This is a genomic window from Nitrospirota bacterium (assembly GCA_030645475.1).
In the GTDB taxonomy this organism is placed as follows: Bacteria; Nitrospirota; Nitrospiria; order Nitrospirales; family Nitrospiraceae; genus Palsa-1315.
In genome coordinates, this window is sequence record JAUSMA010000029.1 from 134,791 (window position 1) to 151,271 (window position 16,481).

General features: G+C 59.0%; 16 protein-coding genes. 8 read left to right on the forward strand and 8 right to left on the reverse strand.

The features are described from left to right. Nucleotides 1-370 precede the first annotated feature (370 nt). Nucleotides 371-856, forward strand: a complete 486-nt coding sequence (locus tag Q7U76_07405; GenBank protein ID MDO8356199.1) for a universal stress protein — start codon at nt 371-373, stop codon at nt 854-856. 145 nt (nt 857-1,001) lie between these two features. Here Q7U76_07405 and Q7U76_07410 read toward each other — a convergent pair whose 3' ends face one another. Continuing rightward, on the reverse strand, nt 1,002-2,507 hold the full coding sequence (locus tag Q7U76_07410; GenBank protein ID MDO8356200.1) for an aldehyde dehydrogenase family protein: 1,506 nt from the start codon (nt 2,505-2,507) through the stop codon (nt 1,002-1,004). Nucleotides 2,508-2,982: 475 nt separating this feature from the next. Here Q7U76_07410 and Q7U76_07415 point away from each other — a divergent pair, with 475 nt between their 5' ends. Further along, entirely contained in the window at nt 2,983-3,342 is a 360-nt protein-coding gene (locus Q7U76_07415) for a cytochrome c (GenBank protein ID MDO8356201.1), read from the forward strand. A gap of 305 nt (nt 3,343-3,647) precedes the next feature. Here the strand turns inward: Q7U76_07415 and Q7U76_07420 are convergent, their stop codons facing one another. Beyond that, nucleotides 3,648-3,944: a hypothetical protein gene (locus tag Q7U76_07420; protein MDO8356202.1), complete on the reverse strand. Its 297-nt coding sequence runs from the start codon at nt 3,942-3,944 to the stop codon at nt 3,648-3,650. Nucleotides 3,945-4,302: 358 nt separating this feature from the next. Between Q7U76_07420 and Q7U76_07425 the strand changes: the two genes are divergently transcribed. Both Q7U76_07425 and Q7U76_07430 read left to right on the forward strand, forming a co-directional pair. Next, nucleotides 4,303-4,524: a hypothetical protein gene (locus Q7U76_07425; GenBank protein ID MDO8356203.1), complete on the forward strand. Its 222-nt coding sequence runs from the start codon at nt 4,303-4,305 to the stop codon at nt 4,522-4,524. Then, nucleotides 4,518-5,003: a macro domain-containing protein gene (locus tag Q7U76_07430; GenBank protein ID MDO8356204.1), complete on the forward strand. Its 486-nt coding sequence runs from the start codon at nt 4,518-4,520 to the stop codon at nt 5,001-5,003. The genes Q7U76_07425 and Q7U76_07430 overlap by 7 nt, the downstream gene beginning before the upstream one ends. Nucleotides 5,004-5,294: 291 nt before the next feature. Here the strand turns inward: Q7U76_07430 and Q7U76_07435 are convergent, their stop codons facing one another. From Q7U76_07435 to Q7U76_07460, 6 genes are all read right to left on the reverse strand, one after another. Continuing rightward, the gene (locus tag Q7U76_07435; GenBank protein MDO8356205.1) at nt 5,295-6,224 is read right to left on the reverse strand and encodes a M20/M25/M40 family metallo-hydrolase; all 930 of its coding nucleotides are present in this window, start codon (nt 6,222-6,224) and stop codon (nt 5,295-5,297) included. Next, nucleotides 6,221-7,102, reverse strand: a complete 882-nt coding sequence (locus Q7U76_07440) for a helix-hairpin-helix domain-containing protein (GenBank protein MDO8356206.1) — start codon at nt 7,100-7,102, stop codon at nt 6,221-6,223. The genes Q7U76_07435 and Q7U76_07440 overlap by 4 nt, the downstream gene beginning before the upstream one ends. An 8-nt stretch (nt 7,103-7,110) precedes the next feature. Continuing rightward, a complete protein-coding gene (locus tag Q7U76_07445) occupies nt 7,111-8,343 on the reverse strand; it encodes an ABC transporter permease (protein ID MDO8356207.1) in 1,233 nt (410 codons plus the stop codon). Nucleotides 8,344-8,446: 103 nt separating this feature from the next. Continuing rightward, nucleotides 8,447-9,784 (reverse strand): efflux RND transporter periplasmic adaptor subunit, encoded by a 1,338-nt coding sequence (locus Q7U76_07450; GenBank protein MDO8356208.1) that lies wholly within the window; start codon nt 9,782-9,784, stop codon nt 8,447-8,449. Continuing rightward, entirely contained in the window at nt 9,781-12,588 is a 2,808-nt protein-coding gene (locus Q7U76_07455) for a cation-transporting P-type ATPase (GenBank protein MDO8356209.1), read from the reverse strand. The genes Q7U76_07450 and Q7U76_07455 overlap by 4 nt, the downstream gene beginning before the upstream one ends. Then, on the reverse strand, nt 12,581-13,486 hold the full coding sequence (locus Q7U76_07460) for a universal stress protein (GenBank protein ID MDO8356210.1): 906 nt from the start codon (nt 13,484-13,486) through the stop codon (nt 12,581-12,583). The genes Q7U76_07455 and Q7U76_07460 overlap by 8 nt, the downstream gene beginning before the upstream one ends. A gap of 538 nt (nt 13,487-14,024) precedes the next feature. Here Q7U76_07460 and Q7U76_07465 point away from each other — a divergent pair. The 4 genes from Q7U76_07465 to Q7U76_07480 form a co-directional block, all read left to right on the forward strand. Further along, nucleotides 14,025-14,552 carry a carboxypeptidase-like regulatory domain-containing protein gene (locus tag Q7U76_07465; protein MDO8356211.1) on the forward strand — a complete coding sequence of 176 codons (528 nt, stop codon included), beginning with the start codon at nt 14,025-14,027 and terminating at the stop codon, nt 14,550-14,552. Between the two features lie 173 nt (nt 14,553-14,725). After that, a complete protein-coding gene (locus tag Q7U76_07470) occupies nt 14,726-15,178 on the forward strand; it encodes a CBS domain-containing protein (protein MDO8356212.1) in 453 nt (150 codons plus the stop codon). Nucleotides 15,179-15,450: 272 nt separating this feature from the next. Further along, nucleotides 15,451-15,945 (forward strand): SHOCT domain-containing protein, encoded by a 495-nt coding sequence (locus Q7U76_07475; protein MDO8356213.1) that lies wholly within the window; start codon nt 15,451-15,453, stop codon nt 15,943-15,945. A 316-nt stretch (nt 15,946-16,261) separates the two neighbouring features. Next, the coding region (locus Q7U76_07480) for a hypothetical protein (protein MDO8356214.1) at nt 16,262-16,481 on the forward strand (220 nt) is incomplete at its 3' end.

Below are 16,481 nucleotides of genomic sequence, written 5' to 3' on the forward strand. Positions count from 1 at the left end.
TTGGGCCGACTCATCCGCGCGCGTCTTTGAGAGGAGAGCCATGAGGCGATTTCATCTTGTCTTGGACGTCTCGGATGTGGAGTTGTCTCCGCCGAGCGTGAGGTGAAGGGACGGCTCCGGTAGCGCGTGAGGGGAAGAAAACGGGGTCATTCTCCTTTTCTGATCGATTCGTCCGCGCGCATGGCTATACATTCCTCTCTTCCCGCTTCTGAGCAAAGGGAACCCACTTCAACCGGCAGATTGCCTTTCTCTCGCTTCGGATAATTGGACCAGGACACGCTCTGAGCGCCTCCCCCTGGTATCAGCGAATTCATGGGGGATAGTATGTACATAGCTGCACCGTTCGCCACGCACCTCCAAGGAGGCTGATATGCGAATTCTTCTGGCCGTTGACGAGTCCGAGAACTCCCATCGGGTTGTCCAGTATGTTGGCTCTCTCCTGCGCCGAACCCCTGATGTCGCCGTCACCCTCTTTCATGTGCTCAAGCCCATGCCGCGGGAATTGCTGGAGCATGGCGGATCGGAGAATCCTGCCGCCGAGGCGCAATTGAGCGTGCAGTTGCGTAATGAGCAAGAAGCCTGGATTCGGAAGGAAGGGGAATCCGAGTGCCATGTCCTGAAGAAGGCGTGCGAGACGCTGGCACAATCCGGGTTTGACACGAGCCACGTGGCGTTGAGGTATGGCCATGAGGACGATATCGCCAGAAATATTCTCGAAGAGGCGCGAAGGGGACATCACGAAACCATCGTTGTGGGGCGGCATGGGACGTCCCGGATCAAACGGATCTTCGGCGGCGGGGTGACCGATCAATTACTGCGCGACGCAAAGGGCTTTGCGATCTGGGTGGTGGAATGAAATAGTCAACGCCTCTGTCATTGAACAAGAACGTGCCGAGGCCGAACAGATAAGAGGCCGAGTCTTGCCATCCAACATTGCGGAGCCTGTCCGCACGCACTAGGTTGTACTCTTTCCGCTGATCCTTCCGTTCTCCAGGGCTCTTTCACAGCTGCACGGTGACGGCTTTTACCTCGGTGTACAGTTCCAGCGCATCGTGGCCCATCTCGCGACCCCACCCGGATTGCTTGTAGCCGCCGAAGGGCAGCGCGGCGTCGAAGATGTTGTAGCAGTTGATCCACACCGACCCTGCGCGCAGCTCGGCTGCGATGCGGTGGGCTTTCGCGATATCGCTGGTCCACACTGCCGCAGCCAGACCGTAGATGGAGTCGTTCGCCGCCTGGAGCACCTCGTCTATGTCTGTAAACGGCACTGCGCAGACAACCGGCCCGAAGATTTCCTCCTGCATGATCTTCATCGTCTGCGTGGTGTCGACCAGCACGGTCGGTTCCACAAAGTAGCCCTTGTCGCCCAGCTTGCGCCCGCCGACCACTGCCTTGGCGCCCTGAGAGAAGCCCGACTCCAGATAGCCGAGCACCCGCCGTTGCTGCTCGTCCGACACCAGCGGCCCCATTTGGGTGGCGGGATCCATGCCCGGCCCGACCTTGATCTTCTTCGCCTCCTCAGCTACGCCCGCCACCACCTTGTCGAAGATACCCTTCTCGACGAAAAGCCGGGAGCCTGCGCAGCAGCACTGGCCTTGGTTGAAAAAGATCGCGCCCGCGACTCCGGGGATGCTCGCCTCCAGATCGGCGTCCTTGCATACGATGTTGGGGGATTTCCCTCCGAGCTCCAGCGACACTTTCTTGAGATTCCCTGCCGCTGCCCGAAGGATGAGTTTTCCCACTTCTGTGGAGCCAGTGAAGGCCACCTTGTCCACGTCCGGATGCGCCGCCAGTGCCGCGCCGGCGGTCTCGCCGTACCCTGGTAGGATGTTGACCACTCCGTCCGGGAATCCCGCTTCGCAGATCAGCTCGCCGAGTCGCAGGGCGGACAGAGGCGTCTGTTCGGCAGGCTTCAGGACGACGGTGCAGCCTGCTGCCAACGCCGGACCCAGCTTCCAAGCCGCCATGAGTAGCGGAAAATTCCAGGGGATGATTTGGCCCACCACGCCGACCGGCTCGCGCAGTGTGTAGGCGAGATACCGGGCGCCGGGTGTGTAGGGCACCGAAATGGGGATGGTGTGGCCTTCGATTTTTGTCGCCCAACCTGCCATGTATCGGAAGAGGTCTACGGCCAGTGGCACATCCGCCACGCGGGCCACGCCGACCGGTTTCCCATTGTCGAGCGACTCCAGTTGCGCGAATTCTTCCAAGTGAGATTCGACAAGGTCGGCGAGCTTCCAGATCAGCCGTCCACGCTCCGAGGGTGTGAACGTGCGCCACGGGCCTGTCTCGAAGGCGTTCCGTGCAGCGGTGACCGCCCTGTCAACGTCGGTGCTGTTGCCTTCGGCCACTTGGGCCAGGACTTCGCCCGTGGCCGGGTTGTAGGTCGGGAAGGTCTTCCCCGACGCGGCATCGAGCCATCTGCCGCCGATCAGCATTTTCCTGGGCGCGTCTAGAAAGGTTGTCACCGTTTGGTGAGTCGGGATTTCCACCGTTGCTGTGCTCATGGTGTTCCTCCTTTCCGGATGTATATTGCGGCTCTGCCAGATGCGTAGAACCGAGGGTAGAGACACCTCATTATAATACATGAACGGGAATAGGGTGATGATCGCGCGAGGAGGTTGAGATGTTCGTAGACGTGAGCGATTACCGACGGAAGGCATCCTTGCTCTTGGGCACGTCGGCCAGCAACTCATCCGCCGACTTGGCTGCGCGGCGGGGTTTCTGTTCTTTTGGCTCCGACTCCTCTCCATAGGTGTTGAGCATCACCTTCCGATGGGGTACTGTTCTGCAGGAAAGTCAGGGAAGGCCCGGGTCTGAGCGATCGGAGTTTCTCGTGCATGTCCGGCTAGTCTGCAATGGACTGAGTCGGTGAACGAGCGCCTGCTGCTGTCGCACAGCAGACCCGCTCGACACTGCCACGAAATTCAAGGCAGGGCTCAGATTGGTTCAGTCGGTTTGACATAGCAAGCGGGAGGCAAGATGAAGAGAAGTTGGATGCTCGGGGCGGCAACGGTCTGGTGCGTGAGCGGTCTTCTACTCGGGACGGTGGCGCAAGGGCAAGCGGAGCCAAAGGTTCCGAGCGGCGACGTGGTGCGTGGCAAGGCCCTGTTTGTCAGGAACTGCGCCGGTTGTCACGGGCCTCAGGGCAAAGGGGATGGGTACAGGATTCTTGGGCCGGATCCGGCTAACCTCACAGCACCGTCGACCAGAAAGAAATCCGATGCCGACCTGCTCAAGACGATCCATGACGGCAAGCCGAACATGCCGGCTTGGAAGGTCCTCCTCTCGGAGAAACAGAGCAGAGACGTGCTGGCCTATGTGCGGACCCTCGCCAAGTGAAGTGATGTAAACTTCGGGTAGGGGGCAGGTTGTTCACTCCAACAGTACAGAACCTGTCCGCACACGGCCTTGAGAGTAGAGCCACGAAGAGATGTCATCTCGCTTTGGGCCTCTCGGATGTGGAGGCTCCTTCGTCGAGCGTGATGTGAACGGGATTCTCCGCGCGCGCGACGGTCGACCAGTAGACGGCAGAGATTCGACAGACCTAGCCCTCGATGAGCGATCGACCGAACTAATCCAGCTCAATCCATCCGCACCTCGGTTCACGCGCGGCGGTTGTCTCGCTCACTTCGTTGTGCGCTGGGCTAGACCGCTTGCTCACAGGGAAGGACGAATACGTGAACATGGTTAGGCTGATCCGTCCCCTGCTCCGCTTTGAAGCGCGTGAACCCCTCGATGAGGCGGTAGGCAAGCTGCTCTGATACCGCAGTCAGGATCATGCTGTTGGGGCCCGGTGATAGGAAAAATTCAACGTTGGGGCCGGTTTCTCCCCTGCCGGCCACATTATGCAGTTCAGTAAACGCGTTGACGTCATGCTCCTTCAGCAGAGCATGGATGCGTTCCACAATCGATCGACGAAAGACGATCATCAACATTTTCATAGAGGGTTCTCCTGTGCAACAGCGAGACGGTTTGTCACGGAAGCTGGAGGATTCTTCAGCGTGCGGGGCTGCCTTTCTATAAGGCAGGGACGAAAAAAAGACAAGAGCGAGCAACCGGGGACATTCTCCTCGCCCGGTGTTTCCGACTTGCAGGGTCTTTGGGAGAGATCGCTGCAGAGATGTGCTCTCGTCTGTGACGTCTCGGATAGAAAGACGTTCCGCGCGTGCGCGGCTGGATATAATCTGCATGGCCATGGCAGGCCCAACAGCTGGAACGGGGCAACGTGCTACATCTCCGGGGATGGGCATTGAGGTAAATGGCTACAGTGAGTGGGGGGCTGGCGGCGGATGATCTTCTGTGCTCGCGCAGTGGAAGATCAATGAGGGCTCCATTATTGAAGAGACAGCGAGACTGTTTCGAGAGATCTATGCCTGGAAGAAGGCATCACTGTTGCACTCGTACCTGAGTGAGACTGCGGGCTTGTCCGGGACGGGTGGGCGTAATGTTCCCGTTCCCATGACGGTCTTGATCGGCATCGAACTCATTACTAACTCGACGGAGGAGGACGGTATATGTTGAAGGAAGTGGCCGGAGATATTTTGTTGACGAAGGCGGAAGCGTTGGCACATGGCGTTGCCCCCAACGATAATTTCGCCAACGGGTTGGCCTTGGCGCTTAGAGAGCAATGGCCTGCAATGTATAAAGACTTCCGGCATTATTCTCAGACGTTCAGTCCCAAGGCCGGCGAATTGTGGGCATGGGCCGGCGTCGGCGGTATTCGGATTGTGAATCTGTTTACTCAGGAGTCGGCTGCCAGTCACGGAGCCAAGCACCCGGGACGGGCCACGATCGAGAACGTGAACCATTGTCTTAAAGCGTTATGTAAGACGATTGAGACGGAGAAGTTCAAGAGTGTCGCGCTTCCACGCCTGGCCACCGGGGTGGGCGGGCTCGACTGGAAAGATGTGAAGCCGTTGATGGAAAAACATCTCGGCCACTTGTCTATCCCTGTGTACGTGTATGGCACCTACCATGCGGGGGTGCAGGCAGAAGAATAGGGCTGGGGCGAACTATAGAAAATGAAGGGGCGGCCTGGGTGATCCAGTGCTCGCGGAATCCCCACTTTGGAAAGTGGTCGTTCGACGCGCGCAGTTCTGGATTCACCCAGGCCGCCCCTTCTGTGTCACGTTCGGTTGCAGCGGTGGGGTGAGAGGGACGCAGCCAGGCGATCCTTCTTGCTCGCCGAGGCCGCACGATCAGAATGTGCTCCCTCGATGCGCGCAGTGAAGGACAGTCTGGCTGCGTCCCTTAGTAGGGCAAAGAGGGGAAATCAGATTGTTTATCCAGCCTCACCGTGGTGCCTCCGCCATTTCTGCTATGACGGCTTGCAGGCCGGAGACTACTCGCGCCATCCTATCGTACTGAATCAATTCGGGCCTGTCGGTGTTCAAATGGTAGGCTGGGTAACGGAAGAGGGCGGTGTCGGTCACCATCACCGCCGGGAATCCCTCCTTCCAGAAGGCCCAATGGTCCGACCACCCGACGCCGGGGACCAAGCCCCACAGGGCTCCGCCTTCGGAAGGAAATTGCGCCTGCCGCCGAAACGATCCCACAAGCTGCCGCACCAGGAACCCGTTCTCCACGTTGCTGACGAAGGCAATGAAATTCCCGGTGGAAGGATAGATGAGATTCAAGGGAAAGAGGAAGTGTTGGCTTCCCGGCTCGTCTGAGTAGTACCCGATGGTCTCCAGGCTGAGCATGAGGACGATCTTTTCTCTCCGCTCGCGGCTGCGCTTGGCATAGACGCGGCTGCCCATATATTTGGTTTGAAAGAGCGGCGGCTCCTCATTGGCAAAGGCCACGAATCGCAGGGTGCGGGCCTGGCGGGTTTTCGCGAAGGCACGGGCCAAGGCGAGCATCGCTGCCACGCCGCTCGCATTGTCGTTGGCGCCGGGACTTCCCTGCACCGAATCGTAATGCGCCCCGATGACGATGATCTCGTCCGGCTTCTGATTCCCTCTCCCTTCCGCTTCGACATTCTCACAGCCTATGCCCCCCACCTCGTAAGATTGCCGTCTCACCTCGTAGCCGTCGTGGGCAAGCGTTGTCCGGATATAATTCGCTGCCATGACGAGCCTATCGTGCCGAAAGACGTTGCGCTCGCCGATCTGTCCCGCGAGCTGCTGCACGTGGGAACGGAGTTGCTGTTCCAGCGTGCGCTGCCCGTTTGTCATCGGCGGCAGCGGCCCCTGGTGGCTTTGTCCTGGCATCCGGATCATGTTGCCTCTGGGGTCATGGCTTTCCGAGACTGGTAGTAGGAGGCACAGTCTTCCTCTCGTCCCCGTACGATTCGCTTCCCGGTGAAGGGGGCCTGGTGGCTGGTGATCACGGTGCATTGGCGTTCGCCGTGGTCGTCGTCGTAGTAGAGGATGACCCAGTCCTGTGTTTTCTTGAGTTGATGGGCCAGGGCGCTGTTCGAAAACAGCGCGGTATAGTGGTGGGTACCTCGCTGCGCGTGGAGGATCGGCAGCCAGGCCTCTTTCTTTGGATTGAAGCGGTGCGGCGCGATCGTTTGTAGCCTGCCGGCCTGGGCGGATTCGCGGTATTCCCTGTCCACGTCCAGGAGTTCTTTCACCGGAGGTTCAGCAGTCGGGTGCCCAACCATTTTGCCAGCGCTCTGCCGGACGCGTCCAAGCCGCGCAGTCAGGGAATCGATGATGCCCTGGAGTTTTTTGGGACCGATCCCTTCGATTTCTGTTAAGCGTCCGTCATGCGCCGCCATTTCCAGTTGTTCCAACGTGTCGATATGCAGATCGTCGTGCAGCCGATGGGCGAGAGCCGGACCAATCCCTGGAATGGACGTGAGCAGTGAGATCGGGTCCATGTGGCCGCGCAGGCGATCCAACATCGGCAGCCGGCCTGTGACGACAAGGGTATGAATGGAGCGTGCGAGGCTCACCCCGATGCCGGGCAACGACTGCAGCCCGTCCGTGCCCCGTTGCTGTGCGATCTCTGCGGCGGGAACCGTCAACCGTTCGATCGTTTCCGCCGCCCCGCGATAGGCCCGCACGCGAAAGCGATTCGCGCCCTGATCTTCCAAGAGCTGCGCGACTTCTCGCAATCGCCCGGCGATGTCCTGATTCTGCGCTATGCTCATGCTGGCTCTCACTCGTAGTGCAGCGCCTCGATGGGCTTCATCTTCGACGCTTTGTTTGCGGGATAGAGGCCGAAGAAGACGCCGACGACCAGGGAAAAGAGAAACGCGATCACGATAGCCTCCGGAGAGATAATGGTCGGCCATCCGACGAGTGTGGTCAGCAGTTTTGCACCTCCGATGCCCGCAGCCACGCCGACGATTCCGCCGATTGCCGTCATAATGATCGCTTCGATCAGGAATTGAAGCAGGATGTGCCGGCGTTTTGCGCCGACGGCCATGCGAAGGCCGATTTCTTTCGTCCGCTCCGTGACCGACACCAGGAGAATATTCATGATGCCGATCCCGCCGACGATGAGTGAAATCGAGGCAATGCTCATCAGCATGACCATCATCGTGCGGCTCGTGCCGGCGATGGTCTTGGCGATGTCCTCCATGGTGCGGATGGTGAAGTCGTCCTCCTCCTGGGAGGGGAGGTGGTGGCGGGCCCGCAAGAGTTCTTTGATGTCTGCGACGACGGCAGGGATCTCGTAGCGCGTCTGTGTGGCGACCAGGATGATTCCGACGGTTCCAAGAAACTTCGTGCCCATGACTTTTCGTTCAGCCGTCGTGAACGGGAGGACCACGAAATCGTCTTGGTCCTGCCCCGTGATCGATTGGCCTTTCGGCGCCAGGACTCCGATCACACGAAGCGGAGTATTTCTGATGCGAACTTCGGCTCCCACCGCCTCTTCGCCTGGTTCGAACAGATTCTGAGCCGCGGTTTTCCCCAGCACGACAATCTTCGCGGCCGAATCCATGTCCGACTGGGTGAAGAAGTTGCCCTGCGCAATCGGCCAACTTCGGATGTCGGTGAATTCAGGGGTGGTGCCGAGGACGATGGTGCTCCAGTTTTTATTCTCGCGAATGACTTGAAGCACCGATCGCGTGGCATACATGATGGTGTTTACCGAGCCGACCTTTGTCCGGATGTCCTCCGCATCGTCGACCGTGAGCGTGGAAATGGTGCCGAGTCCGCCCCTCACGCCGCCGACGGTCGTGGCGCCCGGCACGATGATGAGGACATTGGTGCCCAGGCTGGAGATTTCCGCTTGGACGGAGGCCGTGGCGCCCTGACCCAAGCTGACCATCGCCACCACGGCGCCGATGCCGATGATGATACCGAGCATGGTCAGTCCGGCGCGCAGCGGATTGCGGCGGAGGATGCGGAGGGCGGAAAGAATAGTGAGCCAGAGAAAGGACATGGTGAATAGCTTTCAGCCGTCAGCGATCAGCTTTCAGCTCTGAGAGGTAACCGTTCGATCAGAAACTGAGTGCTGAAAGCTGATGGCTGACAGCTATTCCTTTTCATCTCATCCTCGGGCCGCCATCGAAGCCAGGCGGCAACTTTTTTTGGGCCTGTTCTTCCGGTGTCTCAATCCCCAGGATCACCTGGTCTCCCTCTTTCAGCGTTCCCTCGGTAATTTCCGTGAAGAGGGAGTCGGCGATGCCCGAGGTGGTCACAACCTGTCGCGCCTGTTTTGACTCATCCATCACCCACACTTGCGTGACCTTGCGGTCCACCGGGACGCCCGGCATCCGAAAGCGCAAGGCCCCATTCGGCACGCGGAGCGGATGTTCCTTCTTGGCCGTCACGATCGTCACGTTTGCCGTCATCCCTGGCTTGAGCTTGAGCTCCCGATTGTCCACCGTGATCACGACGTCGTAGGTCACCACGTTCTGGATGTTGATGGGCGCATTGCGTACCTGCGTGACGGTGCCTTCGAAGAATTGCCTGGGATAGGCATCCACGCGGAAGCTGGACGGCTTGCCTTCCGCCACACCGCCGATGTCGGATTCGCTGACGTTGGCATTCACCTGCATCTGGGTCAGGTCCTGGGCGATCACGAAAAGCGTCGGGGTCTGGAAACTGGCGGCGACGGTCTGGCCGACATCGACGTTGCGGGATACCACGATGCCGTTGACCGGGGAATAGATCGTCGTATAGCCGAGATCCAGTTCGGCGGAGGCTAACGTGGCCACTGCCTGATCCACCTGTGCCTGCGCGACCTCGACTTGAGCTTGGGCGTCACGTAAATTCGTAGCGGCGAGGTCGAGATCCGCTTGGGAGACGAATTGTTGCGGACGCAAAGCCGCCATGCGATCGAATTCGAGTTTCCGCTGGTTTGCCATGTTTTTCGCCTTCGCCAGATTGCCACGCCCGCTCTTGAGGGATGCGCGGGCTTGGCTCACACGGGCATTGAATGGCTGCTGGTCGATCCTGGCGAGGACCTGGCCCTTTGTGACTACGGAGTTGAAGTCTGCCATCAATTGAGTGATTTTCCCGGAGACTTGGCTCCCCACCTGGACCGATACGACCGGATTGACCGTGCCGGTGGCGGTGACGATCGCGGTGATGGGTCCCCGATCGACCAGCGCAGTTTTGTAATGGACGGGCGGAGGGCCGGCCGTCCACCAATACCAGGCTCCTATTCCGATGATCGCAAGCAGGGTGACGATCCCGATGAGCCATGGTCGGCGGAGCCCGGTCCGAGATGAAGGGAGCAGCGGCAGGGCGGCAGGGAGACCGTGCGCGCGATCGGTGGATGCATTCGATGAATGGGGAGCCGGAACCGACGACGATCCGGGGGGAATGATCTCTGTGACAGGAACCTCACGAATCGGGTCTTGGGGGTTATTGCTCATGATTTATCCGCTACTAGTGTGACTCCGCCTGCGCGACTCTGGGTGAATCGCTTCACGATGATCTTACGGCTTTCCTCTGCGAATAACAGGCCAAGGGCACCCAGTGCGAGTGGTCCGAAGATCCAGACCGGCAAGGGGGCCGTTCGGAAGATGTCGTTTCCCAAGGAGGTGTAGGTAATCAACGCAAGGATGGTGAGCTCAATGACGACTCCCCAGAGAATGAGCGGGTTGCTGAACCATCCGAACCGGGCGACCGACAGCCGGTCGGATCGGCAGGAAAAGACGTTGGCAATCTGTGCCAAGACGATCCCGGCAAACGTCACCGTTGTCGCCTCTTTATATAAAGGAGATGACCAGTCTAGCGAGGTTCCCCAACTCCAGTCGTTGACAAAGAGATAGAGAAAAAAGCCACCCATGGCCAGGAATGCCGAGTTCATGCCCAGGAAGAAGTAGGTTCTGAGCAGAAGCGGAACGGTGAGCAACCGTTCGTTTCTTGGGCGTGGCGGTACATCCATAATACCGGGATGAGGGGCCTCTGCCCCCAGCGCAATGGCCGGAACCATGTCGGTGCCGAGGTCAATGGCCAGGACCTGCGGGATGGTGAGGGCCAATGGCATCCCGAGAAAACCATAGGCCAAGTAGGGGACCACTTCCGGCACATTACTCACAAGCACGTACGTGGAGAACTTTCGGATATTGTCGAATACCGTACGGCCTTCTTCAATGGCGTTGACGATGGTCGCAAAGTTGTCGTCGAGCAAAATTATGTCCGCCGTCTCTTTCGCCACGTCGGATCCGGCGATGCCCATCGCAATGCCGATATCGGCTTTTTTGATGGCCGGGGCGTCGTTCACCCCGTCGCCCGTGACGGCCACCACTTCGCCCATCTCTTTCAGCACCGACACCACGCGCATCTTGTGCCGGGGAGCCACTCGCGCGAAGACCGGCTCGGGCTCGTTAGGCCGGGTGGGCGTGAGGAGCCGGCGCAGCGCCTCGTCGCTCATCGTTTCGACCTGGTGCCCTTCGATCACGGGACAAAATCCGACTGGCTCGGTACGGGACTCCTTCGGCGCCAGTCCGATCTGGCGGGCGATGGCCAGGGCCGTGAGCGGATGGTCGCCGGTAATCATGATCACGCGCACGCCGGCTTGGCGACAGCGGGCGATGGCCTCCGGTACTTCGTGGCGCGGGGGATCCATCATCGCCACGAGGCCGAGGAAGGTGAGGTTCTGTTCCACATGGTCGATGTCCAGCTTCTCGACACCTTGCTCAATGTCACGCATGGCTACAGCCAGGACCCGGTAGGCCTGGTGCGCGAAGGTTTGGCTTTGCGCCATGATGCGCTGGCGGTCCTCCTGGCTCATCGGCGAGCGTGCCGCTTGGTGGAGCATCTGATTGCAGAGGGGCATGAGCGATTCCGGCGCGCCCTTCACGAAGGCCACCAGCCGGCTCTCACGCCAATGGAGGGTGGACATGCGCTTGCGGTCCGCGTCGAATGGGAGCTCGCCCATCCTGGGCAACGGTTCATGGTGGAGGAGTCCGTGATCCTGTGCAAACTCGACCAGGGCCACTTCGGTTGGATCCCCTGTGACGGTGAGGCGGCCATCGGTCCGCCGCACGCGTTTGGCATTGTGGCAGTGGATGATCGCATCGAAGAGTGGCGCATATTCCTCGGCCTCGACCGCGTTGGTCACGCGTCCGGCGATCACGAGACAGCTTTCCTGCACCTCGATTTCGAGATGGTCCACATAGAAACGCGCCACGCGCATCCGGTTTTCGGTGAGCGTCCCCGTCTTATCCGTGCAGATGACGGTGGTGCAACCCAAGGTTTCCACGGACGTCAGTTGTTTGATGAGCGCGTGACGTTTGGCCATGCGTTGGCTGCCCAATGCCAAGGCCAGCGTCACAGTGGGGAGCAGTCCTTCCGGCACGTTCGCCGCGATGATGCCGATCCCGAAGATCGCGCTGATCCAGAAGCCGAGGCCGGTCCATAGCCCGATCGCGAAAAATGAGGCTCCCATGGCCAGCGAAATCATGGCGACGATGCGGGTGAGCGTGGTGATTTCTTTCTGCAGCGGGCTGAGGTCTGTCTCCACACCCGTAGAGAGGCGGGCGATCTTGCCGAATTCCGTCTGCATGCCGGTGGCGAACACCACCGCCCGGCCTCTGCCGGAGAGCACGGGGGTGCCGGCGAAGACGAGATTGGGAATGTCCAGGAGGTGTCCATCGATGATCGGCTCTGCGGTCCGCCTCTTCGGTTGGGATTCGCCGGTGAGGGAAGAGATGTCGACACGCATTTCGGTGGCGTCGATGAGCCGGGCGTCGGCAGGAATCTGTTCTCCCTCCTCGATCAAGAGCACGTCGCCCGGCACGATCTCGCTTCGTGACACCTCGTGTGGCTGGTTGCTTCGCAGCACCCATGCTTTGGCAGGGAGGAGGCGATGGAGGGCATGCACCGCGCGCTCGGCTTTATATTCCTGAAAGAAGGCAAAGACGGCGTTGATCACGATCACACCGAGGATCGCCCAGCCGAGGGTGAGCATCCCTTCGCCGGGTTTCATGAACTCTGCCATGAACGCCAGACCGGCAGCGATCCAGAGCAATATGGCCAGGAAGTGGGTGAATTGGCGGAGGAACCCTCGAATCAATGAATAATGGCTCGATTCCTCCAGGACGTTGGGGCCATATTGACTGAGCCGCTGCTGCGCTTCTTCGGGCGACAAACCGCCTGCCCTGCTGTCCAGGTGCTGGAAGACTTCACCAACCGTCAGGTGGTGGAGCTGTGGCTTGTCGGAGTCAGCCACGCGTACCCCTCACGATCAACACGGAACAGGGGGCATGTCTCAGAAGGCTTTCCGAGACGCTGCCCAGATGGAGCCGTTCGCTCTTGGTGAGGTCGCGCGACCCGATCACGAGGAGGTCGGCATGCGTAGCCTCCACCTGTTTGACGATGGTGTCGATGACGTGGTCCATCTGCACGTCCGTCTCGACGGCGAAGCCTTCTTTCAGGAACTCATCCCGCAATGCTGCGACCAGTTTCGTGGCGCGTTCGAGGACCGGTCTCTCCAGTTCGGCGACTTGGGCTTTGGATAAATAGCGAACCGCCAAGTCGGTCACCGGTCTCTCGGCCGAGGAGAGGATGGTGGTCGTCGCGGAATCCGGAAGCAGGCGGGATCGAAGAAATCGAGCGGCGGCTCGGGAATGCTTCGAGTCATCGACCGCGAGGGTCACCCGCCTCAACTGCGGGATCGGCTGTTTCACGACGAAGACGGAACATCGGGCGATCGACGCGACTTGCCGGGAGATGCTTCCCAGTAAGAATCCTCGAATGTCGCTCAACCCGCGGGATCCGATGAGGATGAGATCGGCCTTCACACGCCGCGCCTGTCGCACGATTGTTTGAGCAAGAGGGCCATGGGCTAAGGTGCGGTGGAATGTGGTGCGGGGGCCGGTTGCGGCCTGTCCGAGGGCGACGCGAGCCGATCGCTCCGCTTCGCGGAGCAGGATACCACCGGCTTTCTCCATCGCGGCCATGGCGCGTTTCTCTGCCACGGCATTCGTGCCTTTTCCGGCTTGGAGGGCCGACGGATCGACCACGTGAAGCAGCGTCACCTCCTCCGGCTCACGACCGGCGAGCGCTTCGAGTGCTCGGACTCCCCACTGTGAGCATTCAGACCCATCCACGGCACAGAGAATACGCATGACAGACTCCCTTCCTCGATTACGACAAGGATATGCGAACAGCTCCGAGTATCCGTTCTGCATTGGATGTGCCCGCGACACGTGATGGCTCATAGGCGAGAGGGCCTAAGATTCTCATGGTTTTTGGAGAGAGAGGGCCTGTTCAGGGCATGGCCTGCGGCGTTTCGCTGCAGTACTGCATGGAGGACTGTGGTGATTGGCGTCAGTTCTAAAGAACCAGAAACGGATCAGCGTGGGAAGAGGTGATCCGGTATGCGAAAATTGGAAGTCTGTCCGGTGCAGGGGGCTGGCACTTACATTGCGTAGTCTGACCATTAGCAGGATGCTGAAACAGTCCGCCAGCGGCGTTCTCGCATCGTTCAGACCCTCAACGTACCCCAAGGGTACGACTCGGGCCTTCACTCGCTGCGGCCTTGCTGGACGAACTGTTTGAGCATCCTGGAGGAACATTTTCATGTTGTGCAGCGCGTGCGGACCTTCGAAGTTTTCGTGTGCCAATATAGTTTTCCGCGGCCTGCTTGAGTTCTAGGAGGGGGCTATGAGACAGATTCTCATTCCAGCGTTTGTGCTGTTGAGCAGCCTTTGTGTGGGCGTGAGCTTCGCCGACGATCCGGTTCCCCGAATCGGGGAGTCCGGCGAGTCTCTTGAGTTGGAATTTCAGGTGAACGGTCAGCGGTCCAAAGGCTCGCTTCCGCTCTACCGGGCAGAGGCGGTTCGCTATTTCAGCGCCGGAGTGGGGATCGAGGAACGCAGCGCCGAGTATCCTCCATTCTCGCTGAAGCTCGTGTTCACCGCGGGAGGAAAGCCCTTTCTGGCCGGAGTTGCGGTCACCATTCAGCCGGCAAAAGGCGGCCCTGCGATCAACATTCCCCAGGAGCATGTGAACGGACCATGGTTATTCGTCGATCTTCCAGCCGGCACCTATCGCGTAACGGCAATCCACGCGGCTCGGACGCAGGGTCTCAAGGGGATAAAGTTGGAAGCAGGAAAAACGAAGACGGTGCATCTCCGCTGGTCTGAGGATCGGGTGAGCACGGCACCGTCCAGAGTAGCGGTCGGTCAATGAGCGATGAGCAGGCTATTGAAAAAGTTCGCCAGTCTGGAAACGATGAACGGTGAGCAAAGAAGCCCCTCTTACTTCAGCGTTCCGCATTCACCGTTCTGAGTTCGCTCGCTGCGGCCTTGCTGGACGGCCTTTTTGAATAGCCTGCTGTTAGATCAACAATGAGGGGGGGATTCATGCCGACGAACAAGAAAGCTGTAAAAAAATCCAAGACCGTTACGAAGAAAGAGTTTGACGAGATGATGGTCGATCAGGTGATGGAGAAACTGGTGCAGTCTGCTCGTCTCAAGACCAAGGGCGATGTCATCGCGTCACTCATGATCGAGGGCTTTGGAGCGGTGCCGGTGGTGGACGCCAAAGACAAACTCCTGGGCATCGTCAGCGAACATGATTTGCTGGCTGCCTTGGATGATGGGCACAAGCTTGGCGTCATCGCTGCGGGCGACATCATGACGTACAACCCGTACTCGGTCCGCCCAGAAACGACGCTTCCGACATTGATTCACGTCTTTAGAGCCAGCGATTTGGTTCGCGTACCGGTGGTGGACGCGAAAGACAGGCTTGTCGGCATCATCGCCAGGAGGGATGTGCTACGCGCATACCTAGCTGCCGGAGTGGCAGGACGCTGAAACAGGCCGCCAGCTTCGTTCTCGCCTCGAACGCATCCTCAACGTAGCCAGAGGCTACGCCTCCGGTGCGTTCGTCGGCTGCGGCCTTGCTGGACGGCCTTTTTGAGCATCCTGCTAGAAACCGCAGGTCAGGCAGCACACGATTAAATGTACCTGGGCGAATAGACTTTCGACAAGAAATCACACGGTGTGTTATACGGACGGAAAATCAGAACTCCGCATCTTATGCAGATCAGTCTAATCATTGCTGGGCCTATGAGGTTGTACTTCTGATGACTACTTTGCGCGCGACGCCATTTCTGTTTGCCACGCTACTGCTCGTTGGCTGCGCGGTCTCATCGACTATCGAGAATGCGGAGACTGGCAAGTCGGAATTTGATGGCGCGATCTATGGCGGAAAGACAAGTTTAATTAGTGCCGAGCTTCCCGGTGTCTCGAAGCATCGGATATTTCATCAGGGTTCCACGGGATTTACCTCCGTTGAGACAATCAGAAACAGCGCGTTAAAAAGAGCGGACGCCTTTTGTGCTCCAAACGGAACGAGTCCGTACCTCATCCAAGAAACCACGTCAACACCGCCGCACATCCTCGGTAACTGGCCCAGGATAGAAATCATTTTCTCGTGCATCAAGAGCTCAAAAGCAAGTTCCTCAGCTGCGCCGCAAGACAAGTACGACCGACTTTCAAAACTAAAAGCCCTTCTGGATGTTGGCGCGATTACGCCACAGGAATACGAGGCTGAGAAGAGGAAGGTGCTGTCGGAGTGAGTCAGGCCCAGCAAAGCACTCCGGCAAGTCCGCGGCTGATGCGTCACGTTGGGCGGGTGAAAAGACCGAGTCTCCCCACCCTGCTAGAAAAATTTCGTTTTGACTAAGTCCAAGATCTGGCTGGCTGCGTCACTGGAGGTTGCGGGGTTATGCTGATCCGCATAAGATGCCGTAATAAACCGCCGGAGGAGCAGCGCTCTGTTGAATGCAAAGGAGCAAACAGACCTTCGACAAGAAATCCCAAGGCCTGTTATACGGACAGAAAACCAGAACGCCGCGTCTCAGACGGATCAGTCCAATCATTGTTAGGGCGCATATGCATTCATCCACCGAGCACACAGCACTTCTTGAGTTGATAGCGTGGATCGATCAGCACACTTCCGGTGTGACGTTGCCAGCCGATGAGCGCTCTATGCTCGCCATTGGGTGCTTCGATGTAGCGCTTGAGCATCAGGCTGCAATTGCTTTGCTTCATTCATCGTCGCTGTATGGTTCCTCGTTTGCGCTTCTGCGTGTCTTAACTGAGTCTCTAGTGC

Excerpts from the sequence above, each read along its gene's own strand:
- Q7U76_07405 (MDO8356199.1), top strand. The coding sequence starts at position 371 with ATGCGAATTCTTCTGGCCGTTGACGAGTCCGAGAACTCCCATCGGGTT.
- Q7U76_07410 (MDO8356200.1), bottom strand. The coding sequence starts at position 2,507 with ATGAGCACAGCAACGGTGGAAATCCCGACTCACCAAACGGTGACAACC.
- Q7U76_07415 (MDO8356201.1), top strand. The coding sequence starts at position 2,983 with ATGAAGAGAAGTTGGATGCTCGGGGCGGCAACGGTCTGGTGCGTGAGC.
- Q7U76_07420 (MDO8356202.1), bottom strand. The coding sequence starts at position 3,944 with ATGAAAATGTTGATGATCGTCTTTCGTCGATCGATTGTGGAACGCATC.
- Q7U76_07430 (MDO8356204.1), top strand. The coding sequence starts at position 4,518 with ATGTTGAAGGAAGTGGCCGGAGATATTTTGTTGACGAAGGCGGAAGCG.
- Q7U76_07435 (MDO8356205.1), bottom strand. The coding sequence starts at position 6,224 with ATGATCCGGATGCCAGGACAAAGCCACCAGGGGCCGCTGCCGCCGATG.
- Q7U76_07440 (MDO8356206.1), bottom strand. The coding sequence starts at position 7,102 with ATGAGCATAGCGCAGAATCAGGACATCGCCGGGCGATTGCGAGAAGTC.
- Q7U76_07445 (MDO8356207.1), bottom strand. The coding sequence starts at position 8,343 with ATGTCCTTTCTCTGGCTCACTATTCTTTCCGCCCTCCGCATCCTCCGC.
- Q7U76_07450 (MDO8356208.1), bottom strand. The coding sequence starts at position 9,784 with ATGAGCAATAACCCCCAAGACCCGATTCGTGAGGTTCCTGTCACAGAG.
- Q7U76_07460 (MDO8356210.1), bottom strand. The coding sequence starts at position 13,486 with ATGCGTATTCTCTGTGCCGTGGATGGGTCTGAATGCTCACAGTGGGGA.
- Q7U76_07465 (MDO8356211.1), top strand. The coding sequence starts at position 14,025 with ATGAGACAGATTCTCATTCCAGCGTTTGTGCTGTTGAGCAGCCTTTGT.
- Q7U76_07470 (MDO8356212.1), top strand. The coding sequence starts at position 14,726 with ATGCCGACGAACAAGAAAGCTGTAAAAAAATCCAAGACCGTTACGAAG.
- Q7U76_07475 (MDO8356213.1), top strand. The coding sequence starts at position 15,451 with ATGACTACTTTGCGCGCGACGCCATTTCTGTTTGCCACGCTACTGCTC.